A 21,636-nucleotide genomic window follows, 5' to 3' on the forward strand; every position below is an offset into this window, starting at 1 on the left:
CAAAGCATGACAACACCATCTCTCTCCAGCCTCCTCTTAGGCCCCATCAACGCCGTCATGCGCATCATCGATGCGCCCTTGCGCCGCCTGCAGAAGGCGACCGGCATCGGTGGTATGGCGGCGTTTTTCCTGGCACCGAACATGCTGATCTTCGGCATCTTCGTGCTGCTGCCTCTGGTCATCAACTTCGTCTACTCGATGACTGGCGGCACCGCCTTTTTCCTCTCCGAGCGCGATTTTGTCGGCGGCGATCAATATTCACGCCTGTTCGAGTGCCAGAACTATCTCGATCCGATGTCCTGCCAGGAGGATGCCTTCTGGACCGCCGTCGGCAACACGTTCTGGTTCGTGGTCCTGCAGGTCTCGCTGATGATCCTGACGGCGCTGATCACGGCGCTGATCCTCAATCGCGAACTTGCCGCCCGGTCCTTCTGGCGCGCCGTCTTCTTCTTCCCCGTTCTGCTGTCGCCGGTTGTGGTCGGGCTGATCTGGAAGTGGATCCTGCAGCGGCAGGGCCTCTTGAATTTCGGCCTCTACCAGTTCGGCATGGATCCATACACATGGCTGACCGACCGCAACTGGACCTTTGCCGCCACGATCGGCGTGTCGCTTTGGGCGCATATGGGTTTTTACGCGCTGATCATTCTGGCCGGCCTTCAGGCGATCCCGAAGGATCTCTACGAGGCGGCGGAGATGGACGGCACCAAGCCGGCGCGTGTCTTCTGGCGCATCACACTGCCGCTGCTGGCGCCAAACCTTCTCGTCGTCGTGGTGCTGGCGCTGATAAAGTCGGTGCAGGTGTTTGACGAAATCTACGTGCTGACCGGCGGCGGGCCGGGCACAAGCACGCTGTTCCTGACCCAATATATCTATGAAACGGGCTTTGCTTCGGTACTGCGCAATCCGGGTCTGGCGGCTGCCGCCTCGATCCTAATGGGCACGGTGCTGGTGGTGCTGACGCTGATCCAGCTCGGCATCGGCAAGCGCGGCGAAAACAAGGGGAAACGCTGATGGGAAAGGTCGCGCGTTTCATCCTGCGCCGTAAGGGTGGCAAGGGCTGGCATTGGACCGATATCTTTACCTGGGTCTGGCTGGTCGGAGGCCTGATCATCATGTTCGGCCCTGCCGTCTGGCTGGTGTTTTCCTCGCTGAAAACACCGGCGGCGCTTGCCGAATTCCCGCCGTCGATCCTGCCTTATGTCACCAGCCAGGCGACAGTGGAAGGCTATGACAAGCCGTTGATGCTCTATGACGCCAGGATGCCGGACGGTTCGACGCGGGTTTTGGCGGAAGTGCGGCGTATCGGGTTGGTGGCGCAGATGGTCGATCCCAAGGCGCCGGGCGAGATCGTCAAGGTCAATATCAACGACCGCACGCCGGTGCGCACCATGTCGTTCGCCACCAACAACTATACCGAACCCTTCGTGCATTTCGATTTCCTGCGTTACCTGTGGAATTCGGTGTTCGTGACGGTGGTGGCGACTGTCATCACGCTGGTGGTCAATTCCATGGCGGCCTTTGCGCTGTCGAAATACGAGTTCAAAGGGCGTTCGCTCGCCATGCTGGTCATCCTTGCGACGCTGATGGTGCCGCTGTCGGTGATCATGGTGCCGCTTTATTCGATCATCTCGTCGCTTGGCCTGTTCAACAGCCTCTGGGGTGTCATCCTGCCGACGGTGGCGACGCCGACCGGGGTGTTCATCCTGCGGCAATATATGCTGACCATTCCCGACGAGCTGATCGATGCGGCGCGCATGGACAAGGCATCGGAATGGCAGATTTATTGGCGCATCGTGCTGCCGCTGACGGCACCGGCGCTCGCCGTGCTGGCGATCTTTTCGGTCGTCTGGCGCTGGAACGACTTTTTGTGGCCGCTGATCGTGCTGTCGCGGCGTGAGCTTTACACCTTGCAGGTGGGCTTGAGCATCTATTCCGGCGAACTCAATGTGCAGTGGCACTTCATTCTGGCGATGACCGTCGTCACCATGATCCCGGTCGTGCTGGTCTTCATTTTCCTGCAGCGTTTCATCACCACCGGCATTGCCGGCACCGGCCTGAAGTAAGGGACACCGATGGGCGAAATCAAACTCACCGACGTCAAGAAATCCTATGGCGCACTCGCGGTTCTGAAAGATATCGACCTGCATATCAAGGACGGCGAATTCGTCGTTTTTGTCGGTCCGTCCGGCTGCGGAAAATCGACGCTGCTGCGCACCATTGCCGGGTTGGAAAAGGTGACCAGTGGCGAGATCGAAATCGACGGCAAACGCGTCAATGACGTGACGGCGGCCGATCGCGGGCTTGCCATGGTGTTCCAGTCCTATGCGCTCTATCCGCATATGAGCGTGCGGCAGAATCTCGCGTTCGGGTTGGAAAATTCCAACATGCCGAAGGCCGAGATTACCGAGCGCATCAATGAAGCGGCGCGCATGCTGGAAATCGAGTCCTATATGGATCGCCGTCCGGGCCAGCTTTCTGGTGGTCAGCGGCAGCGTGTCGCCATCGGCCGCGCCATCGTGCGGCGTCCGACGGCCTTCCTGCTGGACGAGCCGCTCTCCAACCTCGATGCCGAACTGCGTGTCTCGACCCGTGCGGAACTGGCCGCGCTGCATGCGCGGCTGGGGTCAACGATGATCTATGTCACGCACGATCAGGTAGAGGCGATGACCTTGGCGCATCGCATCGTCGTCATGCGGGCCGGCAAGATCGAGCAGGTCGGCACGCCGCTGGAGCTTTATAACGTGCCGGCCAACCGGTTCGTGGCGGGTTTTATCGGCGCGCCGCACATGAATTTTCTTAAAGCCGATGTGGTGGCTGTGTCTTCCGGTTCGGCCACGCTCACCTTCGCAGGCGGTTATCGTGCGGATCTGCAGACCGGGCAGGCGAAGCTGCAGGTTGGCGACAAGGTGACCGTTGGCGTGCGGCCGCAACATCTGGTAGTCAGCAGCGACCCGCAGCATCCGGCCGCAAAACTCTATCTGGTCGAGGCGTTGGGCTCGGAAACCGTCGTGCATGGCGATATCGGCGGCGAAAAGCTGCTGGCGGTGCTGCCGGGCCAGCAGCGGCTGAACGCAGGGGACACGGTGCATTTCGACCTGTCGAAACCGGTCCTGCATGTCTTCGACGACAATGGCCACCGCCTGTTCACCCATCCGGGAAGCGGTGCGTAAAAATTAGCGCCGTTCGCCGGTGCCGAGCGGCGTGGCGGGCGTCTCTTTTGGCACGCGACCATATGCGTGCGGAAGCGAGCAGGTTTTTAACTGCGGCAGGACCTTTGTTCCAAAATGTTCGGCCTCGTCGAGATGCGGGTAACCGGAAAAGATGAAGGCGCGAATGCCCATCTTTCGATAGGCTTCGATCTCCGAAAGAACCTGATCCGTCGAGCCGACAATGGCGGCACCGCAGCCGGAGCGGGCGCGGCCGATGCCGGTCCAGAGGTGGCGTTCCACGTAACCGAACTGGTCGGCGAGTTCACGGGCACGCGCTTGGTGCGACACGCCGAGCGAGATGCTGTCATGTGCCCGTTCGCGGATCAGCTTGCCGTATTCGTCATCCAGTTTCGAGACGAGATGCTCGGCATACTCCCGCGCTTCCTGTTCGGTATAACGTACGATCATGTGCACGCGCAGACCGTAATCCAGCACCCGGCCATGTGCCTCGGCGCGGGCGTGGACGGCGCGCATGCGTTCCGCCAGTTGTTCCTTCGGCTCCGGCCACATCAGATAGACGTCGCACTGAGCGCCGCAAAGTTCCAGCGCATCCGGTGAATAACCGCCGAAATAAAGCAACGGCCCGCCATTCTGCTGGTAGGGGCGGGCGGGTTCGGTGGATACGTTCTTGAACTGGTAGATCTCGCCATCGTGGTCGATCGTGTCGCGGGTCCAGGCCTGTCGCAGGATCTGCACGACCTCATGGCTGCGGCGATACCGATAAGCGCTGTCGGCGACCTCGCCGGGGAAATCGGAACTGATGACGTTGAGCGTGAGGCGGCCCTTCAGCATGTGGTCGAGTGTGGCGACAGTGCGCGCCAGCATGATCGGCTGCATTTCGCCGCAGCGGATGGCGGCGAGAAGATTAATACGCTCGGTGATCGGCGCGCAGGCGGCGACAAAACTCAGCGTGTCCTGTCCGACCTGATAGGAAGAGGGGCAGAGGATGTTGCGGAACCCCAGCGCTTCCGCCTTTTTCACAATGTCGGAACAATGGTCGAAGCTGGAGCGCAGGACGCCGTCGGGCACGCCGAGAAAGGCGTAATCATCCGAGCAGAGCGCGGAAAACCACGAAACTTCGGATGCGTCTAGATCAGCGGATCGAACGGGCACAACGGTCATCGGAATTCTCCTCCCCGAGATCGATTGCCTGTTGCGTAACATTGCGATTGATGTAAATCAATAGTGTATCAATTCGGCTGCGCGTGATGGGAGACGGCATGCAGCAGACATCCGGCAGCCTGCCGATCTATCTGCAGATCACCGAGCTTCTGATCCGGGACATTGCCAGCGGCCGGCTGATCGAGGGCGAAAAACTGCCGCCAGAACGGGAGATGTCGGAAAAGCTCGGCATCGCCACCGGCACGCTGCGCAAGGCGCTGGCGGAACTCCAATCGCGCGGCATGCTGGAGCGGGTGCAGGGCTCGGGCAATTACGTGCGTGCCGTCAGCGATCCGAAAAGCATCTATGCGATGTTCCGGCTGGAACTGCTCGACGGCGGCGGTTTGCCGACTGCGGATATTCTCGATGTGAGGCGTCTGCCGAAACTTGGCGATCTGCCGGATTTCGGAACGTCTAAAGAGGGGCATCGCATCCGGCGTGTTCGTTTCCTGTCCGGCAAGGTGGCGGCGCTGGAAGAGATCTGGCTAGACGGCGATTACGTCGAAACCATCCGCGCGGAAGAGTTGTCGGAGTCGCTTTACCTCTATTACCGCGAGGCTCTCGGTCTCTGGATCGTGCGGGCGGAAGACAGCATCGGTCTCGATACGGTGCCGGAATGGGCGCCAAAAATATTTGGCCGCCGGGCGGGAGAGCCGGCGTTGCAGGTGCTGCGTGTCAGCGAGGCGCAGGATGGCAAACGGGCGGAGGTTTCGCGCACATGGATCGACCATTCGGTCGCCCGTTATGTGTCGCGGCTGAAATAACGGGAGGGAATATGGCAGTGCGTTACGGTGTGATTGGCTGTGGCATGATGGGGCAGGAGCATTTGCGCAATCTGGCGCTTTTGCCGGATGCGGATGTGGTGGCGATTTTCGAGCCGGATGCGGGTATGCGGCAACGCGCTGCCGATGTTGCTCCGAATGCGCTTTTGGTCGGGTCGGTCAAGGAGCTTCTGGCCATCGAGGCGATCGATTGCCTGCTGATCGCCAGCCCCAATCATTTTCATCTCGGACAGCTGGAGGAGATCGCGGCGATCCGGCCGCTGCCGGTTCTGGTGGAAAAACCGCTGTTCACCGGCGCCGACGACATGGCCCGCATCGAGACCTTGCGCGAAAAATATCCGGCGCCGATCTGGGTGGCGATGGAATATCGCTACATGCCGCCTGTGGCGCGGCTGATTGCCGAGGCGCAAGCCGCAACCGGCGGCATCCGCATGCTGACCATTCGCGAGCACCGTTTTCCCTTCCTGAAAAAGGTCGGCGACTGGAACCGTTTCAACAACCGGACCGGTGGCACGATGGTGGAAAAATGCTGCCATTTTTTCGATCTGATGCGGCTGATCCTCAAATCCGATCCGGTGCGCATCATGGCGTCCGGCGGGCAGGCGGTGAACCATGCCGATGAGCGATATGATGGTCTGCAGCCGGATATCTGGGACCATGGTTATGCGATTGTCGACTTCGCTTCCGGTGCGCGCGCAATGCTGGAACTATGCATGTTCGCCGAAGGCTCGCGGTATCAGGAGGAAATTTCGGCCATCGGGCCGGATGGCAAGATCGAATGCAAGGTGCCGGGGCCGGGGCGTTTCTGGCCGGAACATCTCGGGAGCCCGCCGGTCGCCAAGGTGATCGTTTCGCCGCGCGAGCCGCAAGGGCCACGCGCGATCGACATCCCTGTCGATCCGGCACTGCTGGATGCAGGAGATCATAACGGCTCGACCTTTTACCAGCACCAGCGCTTCTTGCGTGCCGTGCGAGGAGATGGGCCTGTGGAGGTGACGGTGGAAGATGGAAAATGGGCGGTGCTGATGGGACTGGCCGCCCAGCAATCGTCGGAGACCGGGGAGGTCGTGGAATTTCGCTCTGAGGCGTAAGTTTCCACTCAATATCCAGAAATCGGCTCAGAGGGGCAATGATCGTCCCTGTTCAGGGGCTTAAGCCAAGCGGAGACGTTGTGATATAAGCTCGCAGCGGCGCCATCGATAGGGTATCTGCGGTTGCACGGCGAGCCGGTGGCATCGACGATCCGTTTGTTGTAACCTCACGGACATTGGGAGGACGCATGGAACGTCGTCTCGCCGCCATCCTGATCGCAGATGTCGTCGGTTACAGCCGTCTCAGCGAAATCGACGAAGAGAGGACGCGCGCGCAATTTCGGTCCGACACGTACAATATTTGGGTCCCCACTATCGAGGCCAACAATGGCCGGTTCGTGAAAACACTGGGCGACGGACTGCTCGTGGAATTTCATAGTGTCGTTGACGCTCTTAGGTGCGCAATCGATGTCCAGAGACAGAAGAGGGAGCAGCGCGATACTTCCGTTGGAGCTGCGCAACTGCAATTCCGCATTGGCATCAATCTCGGGGATGTTCTTGTCGAGGACGATGATGTGCACGGCGAAGGCGTGAATATCGCCGACCGAATCGAGGCATTGTCCGTGCCTGGCGGCATCGTGATATCCGGCTCCACCTACGATCAGGTCAGATCCAAGATCAATGTTGAATACGAGTCATTGGGTAGTCGAAAATTCAAGGGTCTCTCCGAGCACATCAGGGTATACCGTGTCTTGGCTGAGGCGCCGCCACTGCGGCGATTTCCAATCTTCAGGTTCGTATGGCGGAGGCGAATACCGGTTGCAATCACCATGATCGGTGGGCTGATTGCAGTGATCAGCCTGACATGGTGGCATGCGCAGTCCACTTTGTTTAACCCGCAGCCGACGGGACAATATGCCTATCCTTTGCCGGACAAACCATCCGTCGCGGTGTTACCCTTCGCCAATGTGAGCGGTGAGACAACCCGCGATCACTTGGCCGAAGGTCTGACAGATGACCTCATTACCGAACTCTCCAAGGTTTCCGGACTCTTCGTGGTCGCTCAACATTCTGTCTCGGATGCTCGTGAAAAATCCGGCACGATCCAAGAAGTGGCGTCTGCCCTAGGGGTCCGATATGTGCTCGAAGGGACATTGCAGCGCGACGGAACACGCCTGAGGATCAATGCCAAGTTGATCGAGGCGATGACAGGCCTGTCGATCTGGGCTGAAAAATACGACCGCCAATATGCTGATCTGTTCACCGTTCAGGATGATGTGATAGGACGGATCATATCGGCGCTCTCGGTCAAGTTGAGCAAAGGGGAGCAGCAACAGCTTTCCCGTATGCCTACCGACAGTCTGGAGGCCTACGACTATTACATGCGGGCCCAGCACGAGGGATTCATCTATGGCGATGTTGATACCTATCGGCGGACATTGTCTTTCTATCAAAAGGCTATCGAACTCGATCCCCGATTTGCGGACGCCTATGCTGGGATAGCCCGGGTAGCAGTCGACGTCTGGCGTAACGACTACAACTTTATGTGGTCGGCCGCGGTGGCGCGAAAGATTGCCTATGACGCGGCGGGACAGGCACTGAAATTGGATCCTGAAAATTCCCGGGCGCATACCGTCCTCGCTTTGCTGCAGTGGGTCGACGGTCACAGCGGCGAAGCGCTTGCGTCGGCCAACAACGCGATAGCGGCCCAACCCAACGACGCAGAGGCGCTTGCCAACCTGGCGCTTATCCAGGCGCATACAGGCTCGGCTGAGAAGGCTGTTTCCACAATTGAGATGGCGCTCCGGCTCGATCCTTCGCCAGCGCCTGGTTTCAAGCTGCTCGCAGGGATAGTATTTTATACCGCGCGTAAGGAAAGTGATGCGATCCCGCTAATCGAGGCAGCGCTGAAGAATCTTCCGAAAACTGAACCGGCCCGGGAATATCTTGCGGCAGCTTACGCAAACATTGGCGACAAAACGCGTGCGCGAGAGGAAGCGACACGGTTGCTTGGGCTCTTTCCGGAAAGCAATCTGAGCTATTATCGCTATCTCTATGACTATTGGCCAGACGAAGATCTCGACCATCATCTTACCGCACTCAAATCCGCCGGCATTCCGGATTGGCCATTCGGCTTCGAGGGCCATGACCGGGATCGTTTAACAGAGGCGGATTTGAGGGCTTTGACCGACAATCAGACATGGATTGGCAGGCATCGAAACGGATCCGAATTCCTCCAGTATTTCAGCCCGGACGGAAAGACGGCTTACCGCAGCGCCAACACAAGCATTACCGGCACTGCGGAAATCAAGGGCGACAGACTATGCGAGAAGTTCGAGGGTTATTTTCTAGATCGCTTGGTGTGCGGCACCGTTTATCGCAACGTGAATACGGGGATGGCCAATTTCGCATATGTCCATATTACGCCGCGATCGCTGCAGTATTTCTCGCTTGAGGAAAAAGCGCGCTGATCACAACAACGTCATTTCCACTGCTTCTGGATCTTCTCGGATATGAGCGTCTGCTGGACGTCGGCCCAGTGTTTTTGCGATTCCGGCACCTTTGACTTGTTTGTCTCCATGCCTTCGGCCGCACCGGGATCATAACTGATGTAGAGTTTGCCATCTATGATGCGCCAGGCGCGTGGATCGACATTAGTCGTTACCGTCCCGAACGACACGCCATCCGCGCAATATCCCCCGTATTGAGGGGCATAGCGGGAGGGTTCCTTGACGAAAAGATCCCGGTGTTCGGCACTGGCAAAATACCAGATCGCTCCCAGCCAGCGATGGGAATATTGGGCGTTCCCTTCCACCGCCTTGCCATCGACGAAATAGGCAACCGGGTCATATCCCTTGATCGCCACATTGCCAAAATAGCCCGTATTCACGAAGTCTTCGCCAGCTGCGGTTTGCGCCAGCGAGGCACAAATTGCCAGCGTAGCCAGCCCAAGATAACGCTTTTTCCTATCTGTGGACATGATGTCCCTCCCGATGTCGTCCTCAAGTCATATCAGGGCGACTTCCGTTTTATGCACTCCTTGTAGAGCGGTTCACCGACGAGTTCAGCCTTCTGGCATGTTGCCCCCGCCTTGATTAGCATCTCGCCGACATCCCAATATCCGCGCCACCCGGCTTGCGTAAGTGGCGTATAGCCATTCCTCTCGGTCGCTTCGATATTCGCCTTGTTGGCAACGAGAAATGCGGCGACATCGGCATGACCTTCCTCGGCCGCTGCATGAAGCGGGGACATGTGGTAGAAATTTTGGGTGTCGTTAACTGCAGCCCCTTCAGCCACAAGACGTTTCACTATGTCGAGGTTTCCGGCATAGGCGGCGGCGTGCAGCGCAGTCAGCCCGCTTTTGTTACGGCCCTCTATATCTGCACCGCGGGCGAGAATTAAACCTACGGCGTCGGTATTTCCACTTAGCGAGGCCAGGATGAGAGGCAAATCTCCGGCCTCATCCGCATCTGATACATTGTCTCCCGCGTCGAGAGCCTGTGTCAGAAGCGCAAGATTCCCATTCCGTGCTGCCTCGTGTAGCTGGCCTGCGGCCGCCAAATTGGCCGATAGAGTGACCAGTAAAAATATCGATTTAGCGAAGATCACGGCACAACCCTCCTTAGCCGGGAGAGCTTCAGGCGCACTCCCACCTGCACGCCGCATTCAGTAAATCAGGAGGGCGAAATATAGCAGTTGTCAGGTTTTCGAGCAACCAATGCTTCCAAAAGATGGCAAGCGGTCTTCGCCATCTTGCGCTGAACCAGATGTTGGTCAGTCCGGGGTGGGCGGCAGGCGCGCCTTGACGAGTTCGGCGGTTGTCTTGCTCAAGCGTGTTACAAGCGTGCGCATGATCTCCGAAGCAACAGCGGGAAATTCGCTGGTTAACGCCAGAAAGTGATCCTGAGAAATACGCAATGCTTCCAATTTCGACGTAGCACGTACCGTTGCCGTGCGTGGAATATTACACAGAATAGACATCTCCCCAACGACCGCATTGCGGCCGACTTCCGCGACGGTCAGCTCGCCGGAGGCAGATGATACGATCACGTTTGCCGTGCCGGATAGCAACACAAAGGCGGCATCGCCCTGGTCACCTTGGCGGAAAAGATCCTGGCCTTTTCGGTATGTCATGCGATCGCAAGCGAAAGCGAGCAGCTTCAGCTTAGACGGCTCGATGCTTGCGAAGATAGGTACTTCCTTCAATGTCTGGACCTCATCGCTAAGCAATTTAGTCTCTCCAGCAAGATATTTTTCTATAGCATCTCGATGTTCATCGGTGGTCGGAAGGCAAGTCTAGGAACTCTCGAAACGCGGCATTTGACCGCGCTAGTTCAAAATAGGTCCCATTGCCGATCAACGATCCACGCTGAAAAAATAGCACCCGATCGAAAATTTGCGCCACACGCGGATCGGAAAGGCCCCACAGGATAGTGGAGGCTTGCTCCGCCTTGTTTCGCCGTTGGACGATGCCCCGCGTGATCTCTTCGTCAACCCGCTGGTCAAGTGCCGACAAAGGCCTGTTGAATATAGTGAAGTCCGAGCGTTTCATCAACGCACGAGCAAGATTGAGCTTTTGCCGCTGTGCCAGCGAAAGACGTTTTCCTCCAGCGCCAACGTCAAACTGCAGACCCAGCGACAAGACATTCTCATAAAGACCCGCCGCGCGAAACAGCTCCTTCACAACGGCCTGAATATGGGCATCGGCGTCGGCCACCTGAGAGGCGATGCGGCCGAACAACACATTGTCGAGTACCGTCGCCGATGCGGTAACGCGTTCGGGATCATGGCGGTTAATCAGGTTTGCTATGTCGTCGGGAATGTCCGTATGAAAGAGTTTCCGCGCGGCCACAACCCGGTCCATCATTGGCTCGGTGAGAATGCCGAAGCGGTGAAACGGTTCGATATAAGCCAGGCTCAGTACGATAATCGATGCGCGATCTTCAGGGGGGATGTGCTCAAAGCGAAGCCCGCGGCATCGCGACAACGTTGCCTGATAGATCGGAATCTCTTCCGCAGCCATAAATGTAAGCCTGCGAAAGAAAGAATGCTGGGGTGCCACGTCGCGGAAGAGTTCGACGGTGGTTTCAGCGATCTCCAAGCCCATTTCATAGAGGCTATGATCGAGGCCGGTCGAATTCAGAACCCGCTGGAAACAGGGGTGTGTGATCACGTCAAGGTCGGGGGAGGTTCCCCGGCTCCAGGTTCCGAAGAAGAGGTTTTCTCCGACGCTCGCCTGTATGTTGTAGCGATCGAAATCGAGCGGTATGAGCATTTCGTCAAGTTGCGTCTCTACCAGACGCTTGCGCAGGGAGCCACGCAGTTCGACGATCCTCCCGCTAACGGCCGATTGCTCTTTCGTATCGATCGTGGAGCGCAGTCCCAGCCCGAAAATGTCACCGGATATCTGCAAGTCGTCCAATGTCGGCAGGACCTTATGGAGAAGATCGTCCAGCCCATCTGCTCCGACTGCCTGGTAGTCAATCCAATTCCCGTGTGGCGAGAAGTCGACATTTCCTGCCATGCGCGCCTCGATGGCATAGCGCTCCGATTCAATCCGCCGCTCGTTGTGAGTCGTTGCACTTGGCCTTGGAGCATTTTTCAGTCCATAAAGTAGATTGTCCATCACACTGCCATGCAGCAAAAACGGCTCGCCTGAAGCGTAGGCAATACGTTGTCCCGTAATCGACTCCGGCATATCGAGCAGATCTTGATCACCAATCGTAATGCCGCCGAATTCCGGCCAGACGAGACGAGCGAGAGCCTCTGCAAACGCTTCCGCTCCGCTGCCGGCGGCACCTACGAGGGCGACAGTCTCATTGGGTTTAATCTCGGCGGAAACCCCATCCAGCAGCCTCGCTCCAGTATCGTCGACAAGTGTGAGATTGTTGATGATGATGGAAGTCTCCAGTCGTGAAGTCGGTCCACTGGCAGGCGCGTGAACCGATTGCGCGATAAGCGGTTCGACGCTGAACTGGTCGCATACTGTTCCGTACTTTATCTGCACGTCCTGGCGTGCCTGATCCCAGTCGATGAGATCCTTTAATGGGCTTGGAAGATCCTTGTAGGCGGCAATGACGGCGACGAGCTGTCCTAGATCGAGCTTTCCGATCAAAACGAAATAGCCGCCGAAAGCATAGAAGATGAACGGAGTGACCTGAGCGATGAGATTGTTGACAAACTTTACCAGAAACTTCCACCGATAAAGGTCGTAGCGGATCGAGAAAATCCGGCCAAGGCGCCAAGCGATGTCGGCGCGTTCGAGATTGGAAGTATCGTTGCTGTGGACTGCTCCGATGCCGTCGACGATTTCGCTGACACGGCCCGAAAATTCGCGCGCAGTCAATTGGCGCAAGCGCCCGAGTTCCAGCACCCTTCGACGCATCCGCGGTACGATGCTCAGCTGTATCCCTACGATGCCGGCGGTGAGCATACCAAGCCACACATTCTGAACGATGATGAAACCAAGCGTTGTCAGCGCCTGCCCACCAAGTAGAGCGGGCAGAACGAACGCGTCCCCTGTAAAGCCTCCTAGTGGTTCCACCTCGTCCTTGACCATGCTGGCGATTTCGGCGGATTTGAGCCGTTTAAAATGTTTGGGAGGAAAGCGCAGTACCCTGTCTACGAGTTCGAAGCGAATACGACGCAGCATCCGTTCGCCGAGCCTGCCCTTGTATGTATTGATGTAGAACTTGAAGAGCCCGTTTATCAGCACCAGAAGCAGGAATGTTGTGCTCAGGGCCATAAGCATCTGCTGGCGATTAAGATCTATACCGCTGAAAACTTCCGCACGCCCGATCAATGGAAGGTCGTAGACAACTCGGAAAAACGGCTGTCGCGCATCCAGTGCTTCAAAGCCGTTACCCTGAATTGGGCCATTGATGATCTGCTTCGGCAGGTCGAAGGCCAAAAAATACGGTACCATGGATGCCGCCACGACGAGCAGGATCCAAAGTTGTTGCCTGCGGGTATGACTCCAGATGTAGCGGAGTAGGCTCCTTTCCATCGCATCGACCTGTTCGAAACCATGGTGGTCACAACCGAGGGGCAAATAGATACAGGCTGCCGACCGGGAAGCGGAGCATAGGTCACATGAGATAAACTCGCAAACTGGAGTGGTGTCCAGGCGCCCGGAGCGCAGAAGAGCGTCCGGCCCCTACCTGTGAACTCTTCCATCCTTCGCTGTTTCTGGTCCTCTGCATAGAAGGACATACCGGCTCGGGAACGGACCCGCTTCGGCAAGCTCTAAAAAAGGGAAGCCCAAGCTGGCCATTTCCCCACAACACATCTGGCGGTCAGGTTCATGTGTCGATGGTTCAGATCCGTTCAAGAGCGAAGGAATTTACAAGTCTCTCTATGTTCAGGCCCGCGCAACCAAAAACTTCCCCAAATACAACAAAAGACATTAAGCCGGTCCGTCAGCGGACCCAAATAATCCGATAAACAAGCCCCGCAACACGCGGGGCTTTCTTGCGTTCTGGGGCATCTTAATCACCGTCGATCCGCTTCTCGGCGAGCCGGCCCGGATCAGCATGTGCCTATGGCATAGAACTCGAAACGGGAGGGCGACACGCCGTTCATGTCAGAGGCCAGTCATCTTCAGGACGGCCTCTGGCAGGCGCTCACCAACGACCTCGAACTTCGCGAGCACGGACGCGATCTCTTCAAGGTCAGCCGAAGTCAGTTCGAGATCGACGCTGCCCATGTTCTCCCTGAGGCGATGTTCCTTTGTCGTGCCTGGGATCGGAACGATCCAAGGCTTCTGGGCAAGCAGCCAAGCGAGCGCGACCTGCGCTGGGGACGATCGCTTGTTCTCGGCGATCACAGTAATCGCATCGACCAGAGCAAAGTTCGCCTTGCGTGCCTCGGGCGTGAACCTCGGGACAGCGTTGCGGAAGTCGGTCGAGTCGAATTTGGTGTTTTCATCGATCTTGCCCGTTAGAAAGCCTGCACCGAGCGGGGTGAAGGGCACGAAACCGATCCCCAGTTCTTCAAGCACGGGCAGCAATTCCGTCTCGGGGCCACGCCAGAACAGCGAGTATTCGCTCTGGACAGCAGCGACTGGCTGGACAGTGTGTGCCTTGCGGATCGTGCCGACGCCTGCCTCCGAGAGGCCGAAGTGCTTGACCTTGCCCTCGGCGATAAGGTCCTTTACCGCACCCGCCACGTCCTCGATGGGAACGGCGGGGTCGACACGATGCTGGTAGAAGAGGTCGATACGGTCGGTCTTCAGTCGCTTGAGACTGGCTTCGGCGACGGCCTTGATATGTCCCGGACGGCTGTTGGTGCCTCCGCGGCGTTCGCCTGTTTCGAGATCGATGTCGAAGCCGAACTTGGTGGCGATGACCACCTTGTCGCGGATCGGGGCGAGAGCCTCGCCGACGAGGTCTTCGTTGACGAAGGGGCCGTAAGCCTCGGCGGTATCGAAGAAGGTGAGGCCTTCGTCATGGGCGAACCGCATCAGCTTGATCATCTCGGCTTTGTCGGCAGCTGGGCCGTAAGCCGAGCTCATGCCCATGCATCCAAGACCGAGTGCGGAGACTTCGAGATTTCCGAGTTTTCTGGTTTTCATGGTCATTCTCCTGTTGTCATTTGCCGACGCGGGACTGGAGGTGCGCCGGATATCTGTCGCCGATGATGTCGATTTTCGAGAGCGCGTCCGCGATCTCGCCGGCATCGTTGGCGGTGAGTTCGATCGTTGCCGCACCGAGGTTTTCCTCCAGTCGGTGAAGCTTGGTGGTGCCGGGGATCGGCACGATCCATTCCTTCTGAGCCAGCAGCCATGCCAGCGCGATCTGGGCGGGTGTGACGCCTTTGGTGTCGGCTATCTGCGTCAGGGCGGTGACGAGCGCCTTGTTCGCCTTCAGGTTCTCCGCCTGGAAGCGCGGGACGATGCTCCGGAAGTCTCCCTTTCCGAAGGTTGCGGTCTCGTCGATCTTGCCCGTGAGAAAGCCCTTGCCGAGCGGGCTGAAAGGCACGAACCCGATGCCGAGTTCTTCAAGCGTCGGAATGATTTCCTTCTCGGGCTCGCGCCAGAACAGGGAATACTCGCTCTGAAGCGCCGTGACCGGCTGCACGGCATGTGCCTTGCGAATGGTCTGTGCGCCAGCTTCGGACAACCCGAAATGCTTGACCTTGCCTTCGGCGATCAGGTCCTTGACGGTTCCGGCAACATCCTCGATCGGCACATTCGGATCGACGCGATGCTGGTAGAGAAGATCGATGACGTCGGTGCGCAGACGCTTCAGCGATCCTTCGACCGACTGGCGGATGTAGTCCGGTCGGCTGTTCATGTGTTGGCCGCCGTCCGGGCTTGGAAGCTCGAAACCGAACTTGGTGGCGACGACGACCTTGTCGCGGATCGGCTGCAACGCCTCGCCGACGACATCCTCGTTGGTGAACGGGCCGTAGACCTGTGCGGTGTCGAAGAAGGTGACACCGTGATCGTAAGCGGTGCGGATGAGGGCAATGGCATCCCTGGTATCGGTCGCTGCTCCATAACCGTGGCTGAGCCCCATGCATCCGAGGCCGAGCGCGGAGACTTCAAGTGTTCCGAGGGTTCGTTTTTTCATTGTCATTTCCTTGATCAGGCCGCGCATTTAGCTGGAGCGGCTTCTTCCTGGGACAGAGCCTGCCGCCGTGCAGCAGGAACGATGGTGAAAAGCGAGATCAGCAATGTCGCTACCAGCATGACGGTGCCGGTATTAAACGCATGGGAAACCCGGTAGGCCGTGAGGTCCGCGCCGCTGAGGCCGGAGGAGCCGTTAGCTGCAATGGCAATAAGGATGCCAAGTCCCACGGAGCTGCCGATCTGATGCGCGACGTTTACGGCACCAGAGGCGGCACCTGCTTCCTCACGAGCAACACGCGCCACGCCAGACGAGGTGAGCGGGCTCAAGGTCAGACCCTGGCTGATACCGATCAATATCATCGGCATCGCCACAGCGGTCCAGTAGTTCGATCCGACACCCGCGCGGCTGAGCCATGCCATGGCGACGATGCCGATCAGCATGCCCGTGATCAGGATCGTGTTGTGACCAAAGCGCCGAATAAGCCGTGGCACGATGATCGCGATCGGGACGTGCAGCATCGTTGCCGGAACGAAGGCCAGGCCTGCCAATGCGGGGCGCAGACCTGCGACCTGCTGGAGATATAGGGTCGTGAAGAAAAAGAACCCTACCATCGCGCTGATATAAAGCGCGCGGCCTGCATAGGCTCCCGAACGTTCCATGTCGGAAAACAGGCGAAGCGGAAGAATGGGCTGACTGGCACGGCGCTCGATCAAAACAAACGCACAAAGCATGATGATGGCTGCGGCAATGGTGGCAAAAGTCGCCGTGTCCCAGCCTGCCTGCGCGGACCGGATGAAGCCGTAGACGAAGGCACCCATGCCCAGCGTCGAGGTTACCGCACCGGGTAGGTCAAAAGCGCCGGGGCGTTTGTCTGTCTCATGAATATAGATGCGTGCCGCGATGACCATGGCGATGCCGATCGGGAGATTGATCAGAAACCCGATGCGCCATGAAAGCCAGTCGGCAAGGAGGCCGCCCACGACAAGACCGACAGTCGCGGATACGCCTGCCGCGGCACTGTAGAGCGAGACAGCGCGGACGCGCTCTTCGCCTTCATCGAAACTGGTCTGTAGGAGAGCGAGCGTGGTGGGCGCGAGAATGGCAGAACCCAGTCCCTGAACAGCACGCCAGGACAGCATCCATGCCGAGGACTGCGACGCACCAATCGCGACGGAGGCGATGGTAAAGATCGTCATGCCGATGATGAACATGCGGCGACGGCCAAGAATGTCTCCGGCACGCGCACCGAGCAGGAGGAAACCTCCGAACGTCAGAGTATAGGCGCTCTGCACCCACGCAAGCCCGGCATCGGAGAAACCGAGTTCGGTATGGATTTTCGGCAGGCCCGTGAGCACGACCGAGATGTCGAGCACGATCATCACGTAGCTGATCAGGATGGTCGCCAGGATGGCGGTCTTGTTCGGTGGTGAGGTGGCGGTGTTTCCGTGAGGCATTGCAATCCCGATGATTTGGATGGCTTTCGCCGTCCTCCACGGCAAAGCTGCATTGTGATGACGGGAAGATAGCCCTTGCCGACCATGTCGATTAGGGGCAGTAATCGGGATGAAGCTATAAGGATGCCTAATGAATGCCTCAGGAGAATTTCAACGATCTGCTCGCATTCGTAACGGTCGCGCGTGAGGAGAGTTTTACGCGGGCAGCCGTGAAGCTCGGTGTCTCGCAGTCCGCCCTTAGCCAGACCGTCCGAGGTCTCGAGGAGCGTCTCGGGCTACGGTTGCTGACCCGCACGACACGCCGGGTATCACCCACGGCAGCAGGCGAACGTCTTCTCCAGACGGCAGGTCCCCGGTTTGAGGAAATCCAGGCGGAACTGGCGGCGCTCAGCGAGATGCGTGACAAACCCGCGGGCACCGTCAGGATCACGGCTGGCGAACATGCGGCGATTTCCGTGCTGGCACCCGCGCTTGAAAAATTCCTTCCTGATAATCCCGACGTCAACGTCGAGATCACCGTCGACTACGGTCTGACCGATATCGTCGCCGAACGTTACGATGCGGGTGTCCGCCTGGGCGAGCAACTCGCCAAGGACATGATTGCGGTCAGGATCGGGCCGGAGATGCGGATGGCCGTTGTCGGCGCTCCATCGTATTTCCACCAGCACCCGTGGCCCGAGGTGCCGGAAGATCTGACAGAACACAACTGTATTCAGATAAGGATGCCGACCTACGGTAATATCCTGGCGTGGGAGTTCGAGAAGGACGGGCATGAGCTCAAGGTCCGAGTCGACGGGCAGATGGTGTTCAACAATATCGCGATGCGTCTCGATGCGGTGAGGCGCGGCCTCGGTCTCGCCTACATGCCGGACGATCTCGTGGCTGACGATATCGCGCAAGGAAGGCTGGTCCGGGTGCTTGAAGACTGGTGCGCTCCGTTTGCCGGCTATCACCTCTATTACCCGAACCGCCGTCACGCCTCACCAGCTTTCGCCCTTGTGGTCGACGCGCTGCGATATCGCGGATGACGAGGTAATCAACGGAACGTGATTAATAAGGCAGGCTAATACCTTCAATCGGAAATAGGTATCTAATCACCTGAATGGCGCTCGCGTAGCTTCTGTCCAACTTCATGTTGCAAGGCAGGTATCGCGATCATGTTCACCAGAACCCTTTCCGCTGTTGCGGTTTCCGCACTGGTCCTCTCCTCGGGCACGGCCTACGCCCAGACAGCACCAAAGCCGGAGCCCCTGATCATCCAGGAACAGGGAAGCTTTGCGGTCGGTGGATCGGTGTCAGTCACACCCGGCACCTATGACAACAATGCGCCGACCGCGGCGGGTCAGGCCCTGCATGGCGACCATGCCTACGTCTTTTATCAGAAGCCTCAGAACCCGAAGGCACTGCCGATCGTCATGCTGCATGGAGCCTTCCAGTCGGCCCGGAGCTGGGAAACGACACCGGACGGTCGCGAAGGATTCCAGAACATCTTCCTGCGCAAGGGCTTCTCCACCTATCTCGTCGATCAGCCGCGACGTGGCCGGGCTGGCAATTCCACCGTGGCGGCCACGATCGAGCCGACACCCTACGACCAGCTTTTCTTCGACCAGTTCCGGCTCGGAAAATGGCCCGACTATTTTCAGAACGTCCAGTTCGACCGCAGCCCTGAAGCCCTCGACCAGTTTCTCCGTTCGGTCACACCGAACACCGGGCCTTACGATGCCAACGTGATCTCCGATGCGATGTCGGCGCTGTTCGACAAGACCGGACCCGGCATCCTGTTCACCCATTCGCAGGCCGGCGGCCCCGGCTGGCTGACCGCGATCAAGAACACCAATGTCACAGGCATCGTGGCGCTTGAACCCGGCAGTGGCTTCATCTTCCCGGAAGGTGAGGTTCCTGCCGACATGCCGAGTGCTGCCGGCACGCTTAAGGGCGAAGTCGTGCCCGTCGCCGATTTCGAGAAGCTGACCAAGCTGCCGATCATCATCTATTACGGCGACAATTTCCCGATCGAACCGACCTCTGAGCGCGGTCGGGACAACTGGCGTGTGCGTCTGGCGATGGCCAAGCTCTGGGTCGACACCGTTAACAAGCATGGCGGCGATGCGACAGTCGTCCATCTGCCCGACGTCGGTATCAAGGGCGGCACTCACTTTCTGATGTCGGACCTGAACAATGTCGAGATCGCCGACCAGGTCTCGAAATTCCTCGCCGACAAGAAGCTCGACTGATCCACCGCCGCAGGCGCGAAAAGAGCTTCGACGCCCTTACCCAAACATACAAGGAGCCAGGCAATGGCCGCCGATATCATCAACGCAAACAGACGTGAATTTCTGGGAGCATCCGCTCTCATCGTGTCCGGTGCGGTCTTAGGAGTATCTACAATGCCGACGAAAGCAGTCGCTGCCGATTACAAGCAGAACCCCTTCACCCTCGTTTATGATGGGGCGATCACCAAGAACGAAGCGGGCAAGGTCAATATCCATCCGGTGAAATACAAGCTCAATGGCCTCGACATCGTTGCCAATGTCTATACCCCGGCGAACTACGATCCGGCCCAGAAATATCCGACAATCGTTCTGGCGCATCCCAATGGTGGCGTGAAGGAGCAGACAACAGGCCTCTACGCCCAGCGCCTGGCGGAACAGGGTTTTATCACGATCACGGCCGACGCCGCCTATCAAGGCGGAAGTGGTGGTGCGCCGCGCAGCACCGACAAGCCGCAATACCGTATTGAGGACATCCACGGCATGGCTGACTTTGTCAGCAGCTTCCCTGGTGTAGATACTGCGCGTCTCGGCCTGTTCGGCATCTGCGGCGGCGGTGGTTATTCTCTGGCAGCCGCCAAGACCGACAAGCGCTTTAAGGCGCTCGCAACGCTCAGCATGTTCAACTCCGGTCGCGTCCGTCGTAATGGCTTCAAGGATAGCCAGATGGACACGATCCAGCAGCGCCTGCAGCAGGCATCCACTGCGCGGGCTCAGGAAGCTGCTGGTGGCGAAGTCCTCTATTCCGGCGATGCCGATATGACGGATGCGCAGATCGCCGCCTTGCCGTTCGATCTCTACCGCCAGGGCTACGAGTATTATTGGCGCACCAACGCCCATCCCGGATCGACCTTCCGCTATACGACAAGCAGCCTGATGGACCTGATGCGTTGGGATGCGACCGACGAGATCGCGCTGATCGACGTGCCTCTGCTGATGATCGCAGGCAGCGATGCCGACACCCTCTACATGACCGAGGACGCTTTCCCGAAGGCGACGGGCACGACGGACAAGGAACTCTTCAAGATCGAAGGTGCAAAGCACATCGAGACCTATTGGGTCCCCGAATATGTCGATGCGGCCTTGTCGAAGCTGAAGCCGTTCTTCGACCGCCACCTCGCATCGGCCTGACGGTCTTTCCGGGCGGGCGCGCCAAGCGCCCGCAGCCTGTGCGTCGGCAGATCGGTGCGGGCCAAAACATCCAGAGAGGAAACCACCTTGAAGAAAATCATGTCGGGAATTCTTGGCGCAGCCATCGTGCTCGGAGCTGGATTGGAGACGACCATGGCACAGGAACCAGCATCGAACCTTGAGTCCGCAAAATCCCGGACCCAGCAACTGATGGGCGACATCGCACCGAAGCTCGCGGAATTGACCGACGATGTTCTCTACGCTGACGTCTGGGAGCGGCCGCAGCTTTCCCAGCGTGACCGCAGCCTGGTGACCGTCAGTGCTCTGATCGCTCTCAACCGTCCGGATCAGCTCAGGTCGCATCTCGTTCGCGCAAAAGCGAATGGCGTGACCGAAGAGCAGCTCGTCGAGACCATCACGCATATGGCCTTCTATTCGGGTTGGCCGCGCGCCGTCTCTGCCGCCGCTATCGCCAAAGATGTGTTCGCGGAGAACTGCACCATGAACCCCAAATCCATCATCACCGCCGCCATGGCACTCGGCGCGACAACGGCCTTTGCCGAACCTGATCGTGAGGTGTCCGTAACGCGTGCCGCCTCGCAGGTGGCGACCGCCGGTGCGCCGGAATATTTTACTGGCTCCGTAAAGGTTCAGTCCCGCTTCCAGGCAACCTCGCCAGCCCGTGTCGGAGGAGGCCTCGTCTCCTTCGAACCTGCCGCTCGGACGGCCTGGCATACACATCCGCTCGGACAGACGCTGATCGTGACGGAAGGTGCTGGACTGGTCCAGCACTGGGAAGGTGACATTCAGGAAATTGGTCCCGGCGACGTCGTCTGGATACCGCCCGGCGTCAAGCATTGGCATGGCGCCGCCCCTGACAGCGGAATGTCGCACATCGCCATTTCCGAAGCCCTGGATGGCAAGACCGTCGACTGGATGGAACGCGTCAGCGATGAACAATACGGGCAGAAGCGCGGAGATGTCGGTGAGTAATATCCTTAAAACCTTCGGTGCCGCCGCATTCGT

At 58.5% G+C, this 21,636-nt stretch carries 18 protein-coding genes; 10 read left to right on the forward strand and 8 right to left on the reverse strand.

Annotated elements, in window-relative coordinates:
• Window positions 1–6 precede the first annotated feature (6 nt).
• From HNQ72_RS15880 to HNQ72_RS15890, 3 genes are read left to right on the forward strand one after another with little or no spacing between them, the layout of a single operon-like run.
• Window positions 7–1,011: a carbohydrate ABC transporter permease gene (locus tag HNQ72_RS15880; protein ID WP_183993230.1), complete on the forward strand. Its 1,005-nt coding sequence runs from the start codon at window positions 7–9 to the stop codon at window positions 1,009–1,011.
• Window positions 1,011–2,063, forward strand: coding sequence for a carbohydrate ABC transporter permease (locus HNQ72_RS15885; protein ID WP_183993231.1), 1,053 nt, complete (start codon window positions 1,011–1,013; stop codon window positions 2,061–2,063). Before HNQ72_RS15880 ends, HNQ72_RS15885 begins: the two co-directional genes overlap by 1 nt.
• Window positions 2,064–2,072: 9 nt before the next feature.
• Window positions 2,073–3,170: an ABC transporter ATP-binding protein gene (locus tag HNQ72_RS15890; RefSeq protein WP_183993232.1), complete on the forward strand. Its 1,098-nt coding sequence runs from the start codon at window positions 2,073–2,075 to the stop codon at window positions 3,168–3,170.
• A gap of 3 nt (window positions 3,171–3,173) precedes the next feature.
• Here HNQ72_RS15890 and HNQ72_RS15895 read toward each other — a convergent pair whose 3' ends face one another.
• Window positions 3,174–4,331, reverse strand: a complete 1,158-nt coding sequence (locus HNQ72_RS15895; RefSeq protein WP_183993233.1) for an LLM class flavin-dependent oxidoreductase — start codon at window positions 4,329–4,331, stop codon at window positions 3,174–3,176.
• Window positions 4,332–4,429: 98 nt separating this feature from the next.
• Here HNQ72_RS15895 and HNQ72_RS15900 point away from each other — a divergent pair, with 98 nt between their 5' ends.
• From HNQ72_RS15900 to HNQ72_RS15910, 3 genes are all read left to right on the forward strand, one after another.
• A complete protein-coding gene (locus HNQ72_RS15900) occupies window positions 4,430–5,134 on the forward strand; it encodes a GntR family transcriptional regulator (RefSeq protein WP_183993234.1) in 705 nt (234 codons plus the stop codon).
• A gap of 11 nt (window positions 5,135–5,145) precedes the next feature.
• Window positions 5,146–6,243: a Gfo/Idh/MocA family protein gene (locus HNQ72_RS15905; protein ID WP_183993235.1), complete on the forward strand. Its 1,098-nt coding sequence runs from the start codon at window positions 5,146–5,148 to the stop codon at window positions 6,241–6,243.
• Window positions 6,244–6,431: 188 nt separating this feature from the next.
• Entirely contained in the window at window positions 6,432–8,654 is a 2,223-nt protein-coding gene (locus HNQ72_RS15910) for an adenylate/guanylate cyclase domain-containing protein (protein ID WP_183993236.1), read from the forward strand.
• An 11-nt stretch (window positions 8,655–8,665) separates the two neighbouring features.
• Here the strand turns inward: HNQ72_RS15910 and HNQ72_RS15915 are convergent, their stop codons facing one another.
• From HNQ72_RS15915 to HNQ72_RS15945, 7 genes are all read right to left on the reverse strand, one after another.
• Complete coding sequence (locus tag HNQ72_RS15915) at window positions 8,666–9,163, reverse strand: YHS domain-containing (seleno)protein (RefSeq protein WP_183993237.1); 498 nt, start codon at window positions 9,161–9,163, stop codon at window positions 8,666–8,668.
• A 32-nt stretch (window positions 9,164–9,195) separates the two neighbouring features.
• On the reverse strand, window positions 9,196–9,792 hold the full coding sequence (locus HNQ72_RS15920) for an ankyrin repeat domain-containing protein (protein WP_244654501.1): 597 nt from the start codon (window positions 9,790–9,792) through the stop codon (window positions 9,196–9,198).
• A 165-nt stretch (window positions 9,793–9,957) separates the two neighbouring features.
• Window positions 9,958–10,413 (reverse strand): cyclic nucleotide-binding domain-containing protein, encoded by a 456-nt coding sequence (locus HNQ72_RS15925; protein WP_183993239.1) that lies wholly within the window; start codon window positions 10,411–10,413, stop codon window positions 9,958–9,960.
• 43 nt (window positions 10,414–10,456) lie between these two features.
• Window positions 10,457–13,189: an ABC transporter transmembrane domain-containing protein gene (locus HNQ72_RS15930; RefSeq protein WP_183993240.1), complete on the reverse strand. Its 2,733-nt coding sequence runs from the start codon at window positions 13,187–13,189 to the stop codon at window positions 10,457–10,459.
• A gap of 576 nt (window positions 13,190–13,765) precedes the next feature.
• Window positions 13,766–14,755, reverse strand: coding sequence for an aldo/keto reductase (locus tag HNQ72_RS15935; RefSeq protein ID WP_183993241.1), 990 nt, complete (start codon window positions 14,753–14,755; stop codon window positions 13,766–13,768).
• 16 nt (window positions 14,756–14,771) lie between these two features.
• On the reverse strand, window positions 14,772–15,755 hold the full coding sequence (locus HNQ72_RS15940; RefSeq protein ID WP_183993242.1) for an aldo/keto reductase: 984 nt from the start codon (window positions 15,753–15,755) through the stop codon (window positions 14,772–14,774).
• Window positions 15,756–15,769: 14 nt separating this feature from the next.
• A complete protein-coding gene (locus HNQ72_RS15945) occupies window positions 15,770–17,209 on the reverse strand; it encodes an MFS transporter (RefSeq protein WP_183993243.1) in 1,440 nt (479 codons plus the stop codon).
• Window positions 17,210–17,343: 134 nt separating this feature from the next.
• Here HNQ72_RS15945 and HNQ72_RS15950 point away from each other — a divergent pair, with 134 nt between their 5' ends.
• From HNQ72_RS15950 to HNQ72_RS15965, 4 genes are all read left to right on the forward strand, one after another.
• Window positions 17,344–18,237, forward strand: a complete 894-nt coding sequence (locus HNQ72_RS15950; RefSeq protein ID WP_183993244.1) for a LysR family transcriptional regulator — start codon at window positions 17,344–17,346, stop codon at window positions 18,235–18,237.
• Window positions 18,238–18,366: 129 nt separating this feature from the next.
• Window positions 18,367–19,443, forward strand: a complete 1,077-nt coding sequence (locus HNQ72_RS15955; RefSeq protein WP_183993245.1) for an alpha/beta hydrolase — start codon at window positions 18,367–18,369, stop codon at window positions 19,441–19,443.
• Window positions 19,444–19,506: 63 nt separating this feature from the next.
• Complete coding sequence (locus tag HNQ72_RS15960) at window positions 19,507–20,610, forward strand: alpha/beta hydrolase (RefSeq protein ID WP_183993246.1); 1,104 nt, start codon at window positions 19,507–19,509, stop codon at window positions 20,608–20,610.
• A gap of 99 nt (window positions 20,611–20,709) precedes the next feature.
• On the forward strand, window positions 20,710–21,603 hold the full coding sequence (locus tag HNQ72_RS15965) for a (R)-mandelonitrile lyase (RefSeq protein ID WP_183993706.1): 894 nt from the start codon (window positions 20,710–20,712) through the stop codon (window positions 21,601–21,603).
• The last annotated feature ends 33 nt before the right edge of the window (window positions 21,604–21,636 follow it).

The sequence above is a fragment of the Aliirhizobium wenxiniae genome (genome assembly GCF_014201355.1).
In the GTDB taxonomy this organism is placed as follows: Bacteria; Pseudomonadota; Alphaproteobacteria; order Rhizobiales; family Rhizobiaceae; genus Neorhizobium; species Neorhizobium wenxiniae.

Bases quoted from the DNA above. Each gene is read 5' to 3' on its own strand.
- HNQ72_RS15880 (WP_183993230.1), top strand. From the start codon at position 7: ATGACAACACCATCTCTCTCCAGCCTCCTCTTAGGCCCCATCAACGCC.
- HNQ72_RS15885 (WP_183993231.1), top strand. From the start codon at position 1,011: ATGGGAAAGGTCGCGCGTTTCATCCTGCGCCGTAAGGGTGGCAAGGGC.
- HNQ72_RS15890 (WP_183993232.1), top strand. From the start codon at position 2,073: ATGGGCGAAATCAAACTCACCGACGTCAAGAAATCCTATGGCGCACTC.
- HNQ72_RS15895 (WP_183993233.1), bottom strand. From the start codon at position 4,331: ATGACCGTTGTGCCCGTTCGATCCGCTGATCTAGACGCATCCGAAGTT.
- HNQ72_RS15900 (WP_183993234.1), top strand. From the start codon at position 4,430: ATGCAGCAGACATCCGGCAGCCTGCCGATCTATCTGCAGATCACCGAG.
- HNQ72_RS15905 (WP_183993235.1), top strand. From the start codon at position 5,146: ATGGCAGTGCGTTACGGTGTGATTGGCTGTGGCATGATGGGGCAGGAG.
- HNQ72_RS15910 (WP_183993236.1), top strand. From the start codon at position 6,432: ATGGAACGTCGTCTCGCCGCCATCCTGATCGCAGATGTCGTCGGTTAC.
- HNQ72_RS15915 (WP_183993237.1), bottom strand. From the start codon at position 9,163: ATGTCCACAGATAGGAAAAAGCGTTATCTTGGGCTGGCTACGCTGGCA.
- HNQ72_RS15930 (WP_183993240.1), bottom strand. From the start codon at position 13,189: ATGGAAAGGAGCCTACTCCGCTACATCTGGAGTCATACCCGCAGGCAA.
- HNQ72_RS15935 (WP_183993241.1), bottom strand. From the start codon at position 14,755: ATGAAAACCAGAAAACTCGGAAATCTCGAAGTCTCCGCACTCGGTCTT.
- HNQ72_RS15940 (WP_183993242.1), bottom strand. From the start codon at position 15,755: ATGAAAAAACGAACCCTCGGAACACTTGAAGTCTCCGCGCTCGGCCTC.
- HNQ72_RS15945 (WP_183993243.1), bottom strand. From the start codon at position 17,209: ATGCCTCACGGAAACACCGCCACCTCACCACCGAACAAGACCGCCATC.
- HNQ72_RS15950 (WP_183993244.1), top strand. From the start codon at position 17,344: ATGCCTCAGGAGAATTTCAACGATCTGCTCGCATTCGTAACGGTCGCG.
- HNQ72_RS15955 (WP_183993245.1), top strand. From the start codon at position 18,367: ATGTTCACCAGAACCCTTTCCGCTGTTGCGGTTTCCGCACTGGTCCTC.
- HNQ72_RS15960 (WP_183993246.1), top strand. From the start codon at position 19,507: ATGGCCGCCGATATCATCAACGCAAACAGACGTGAATTTCTGGGAGCA.
- HNQ72_RS15965 (WP_183993706.1), top strand. From the start codon at position 20,710: ATGTCGGGAATTCTTGGCGCAGCCATCGTGCTCGGAGCTGGATTGGAG.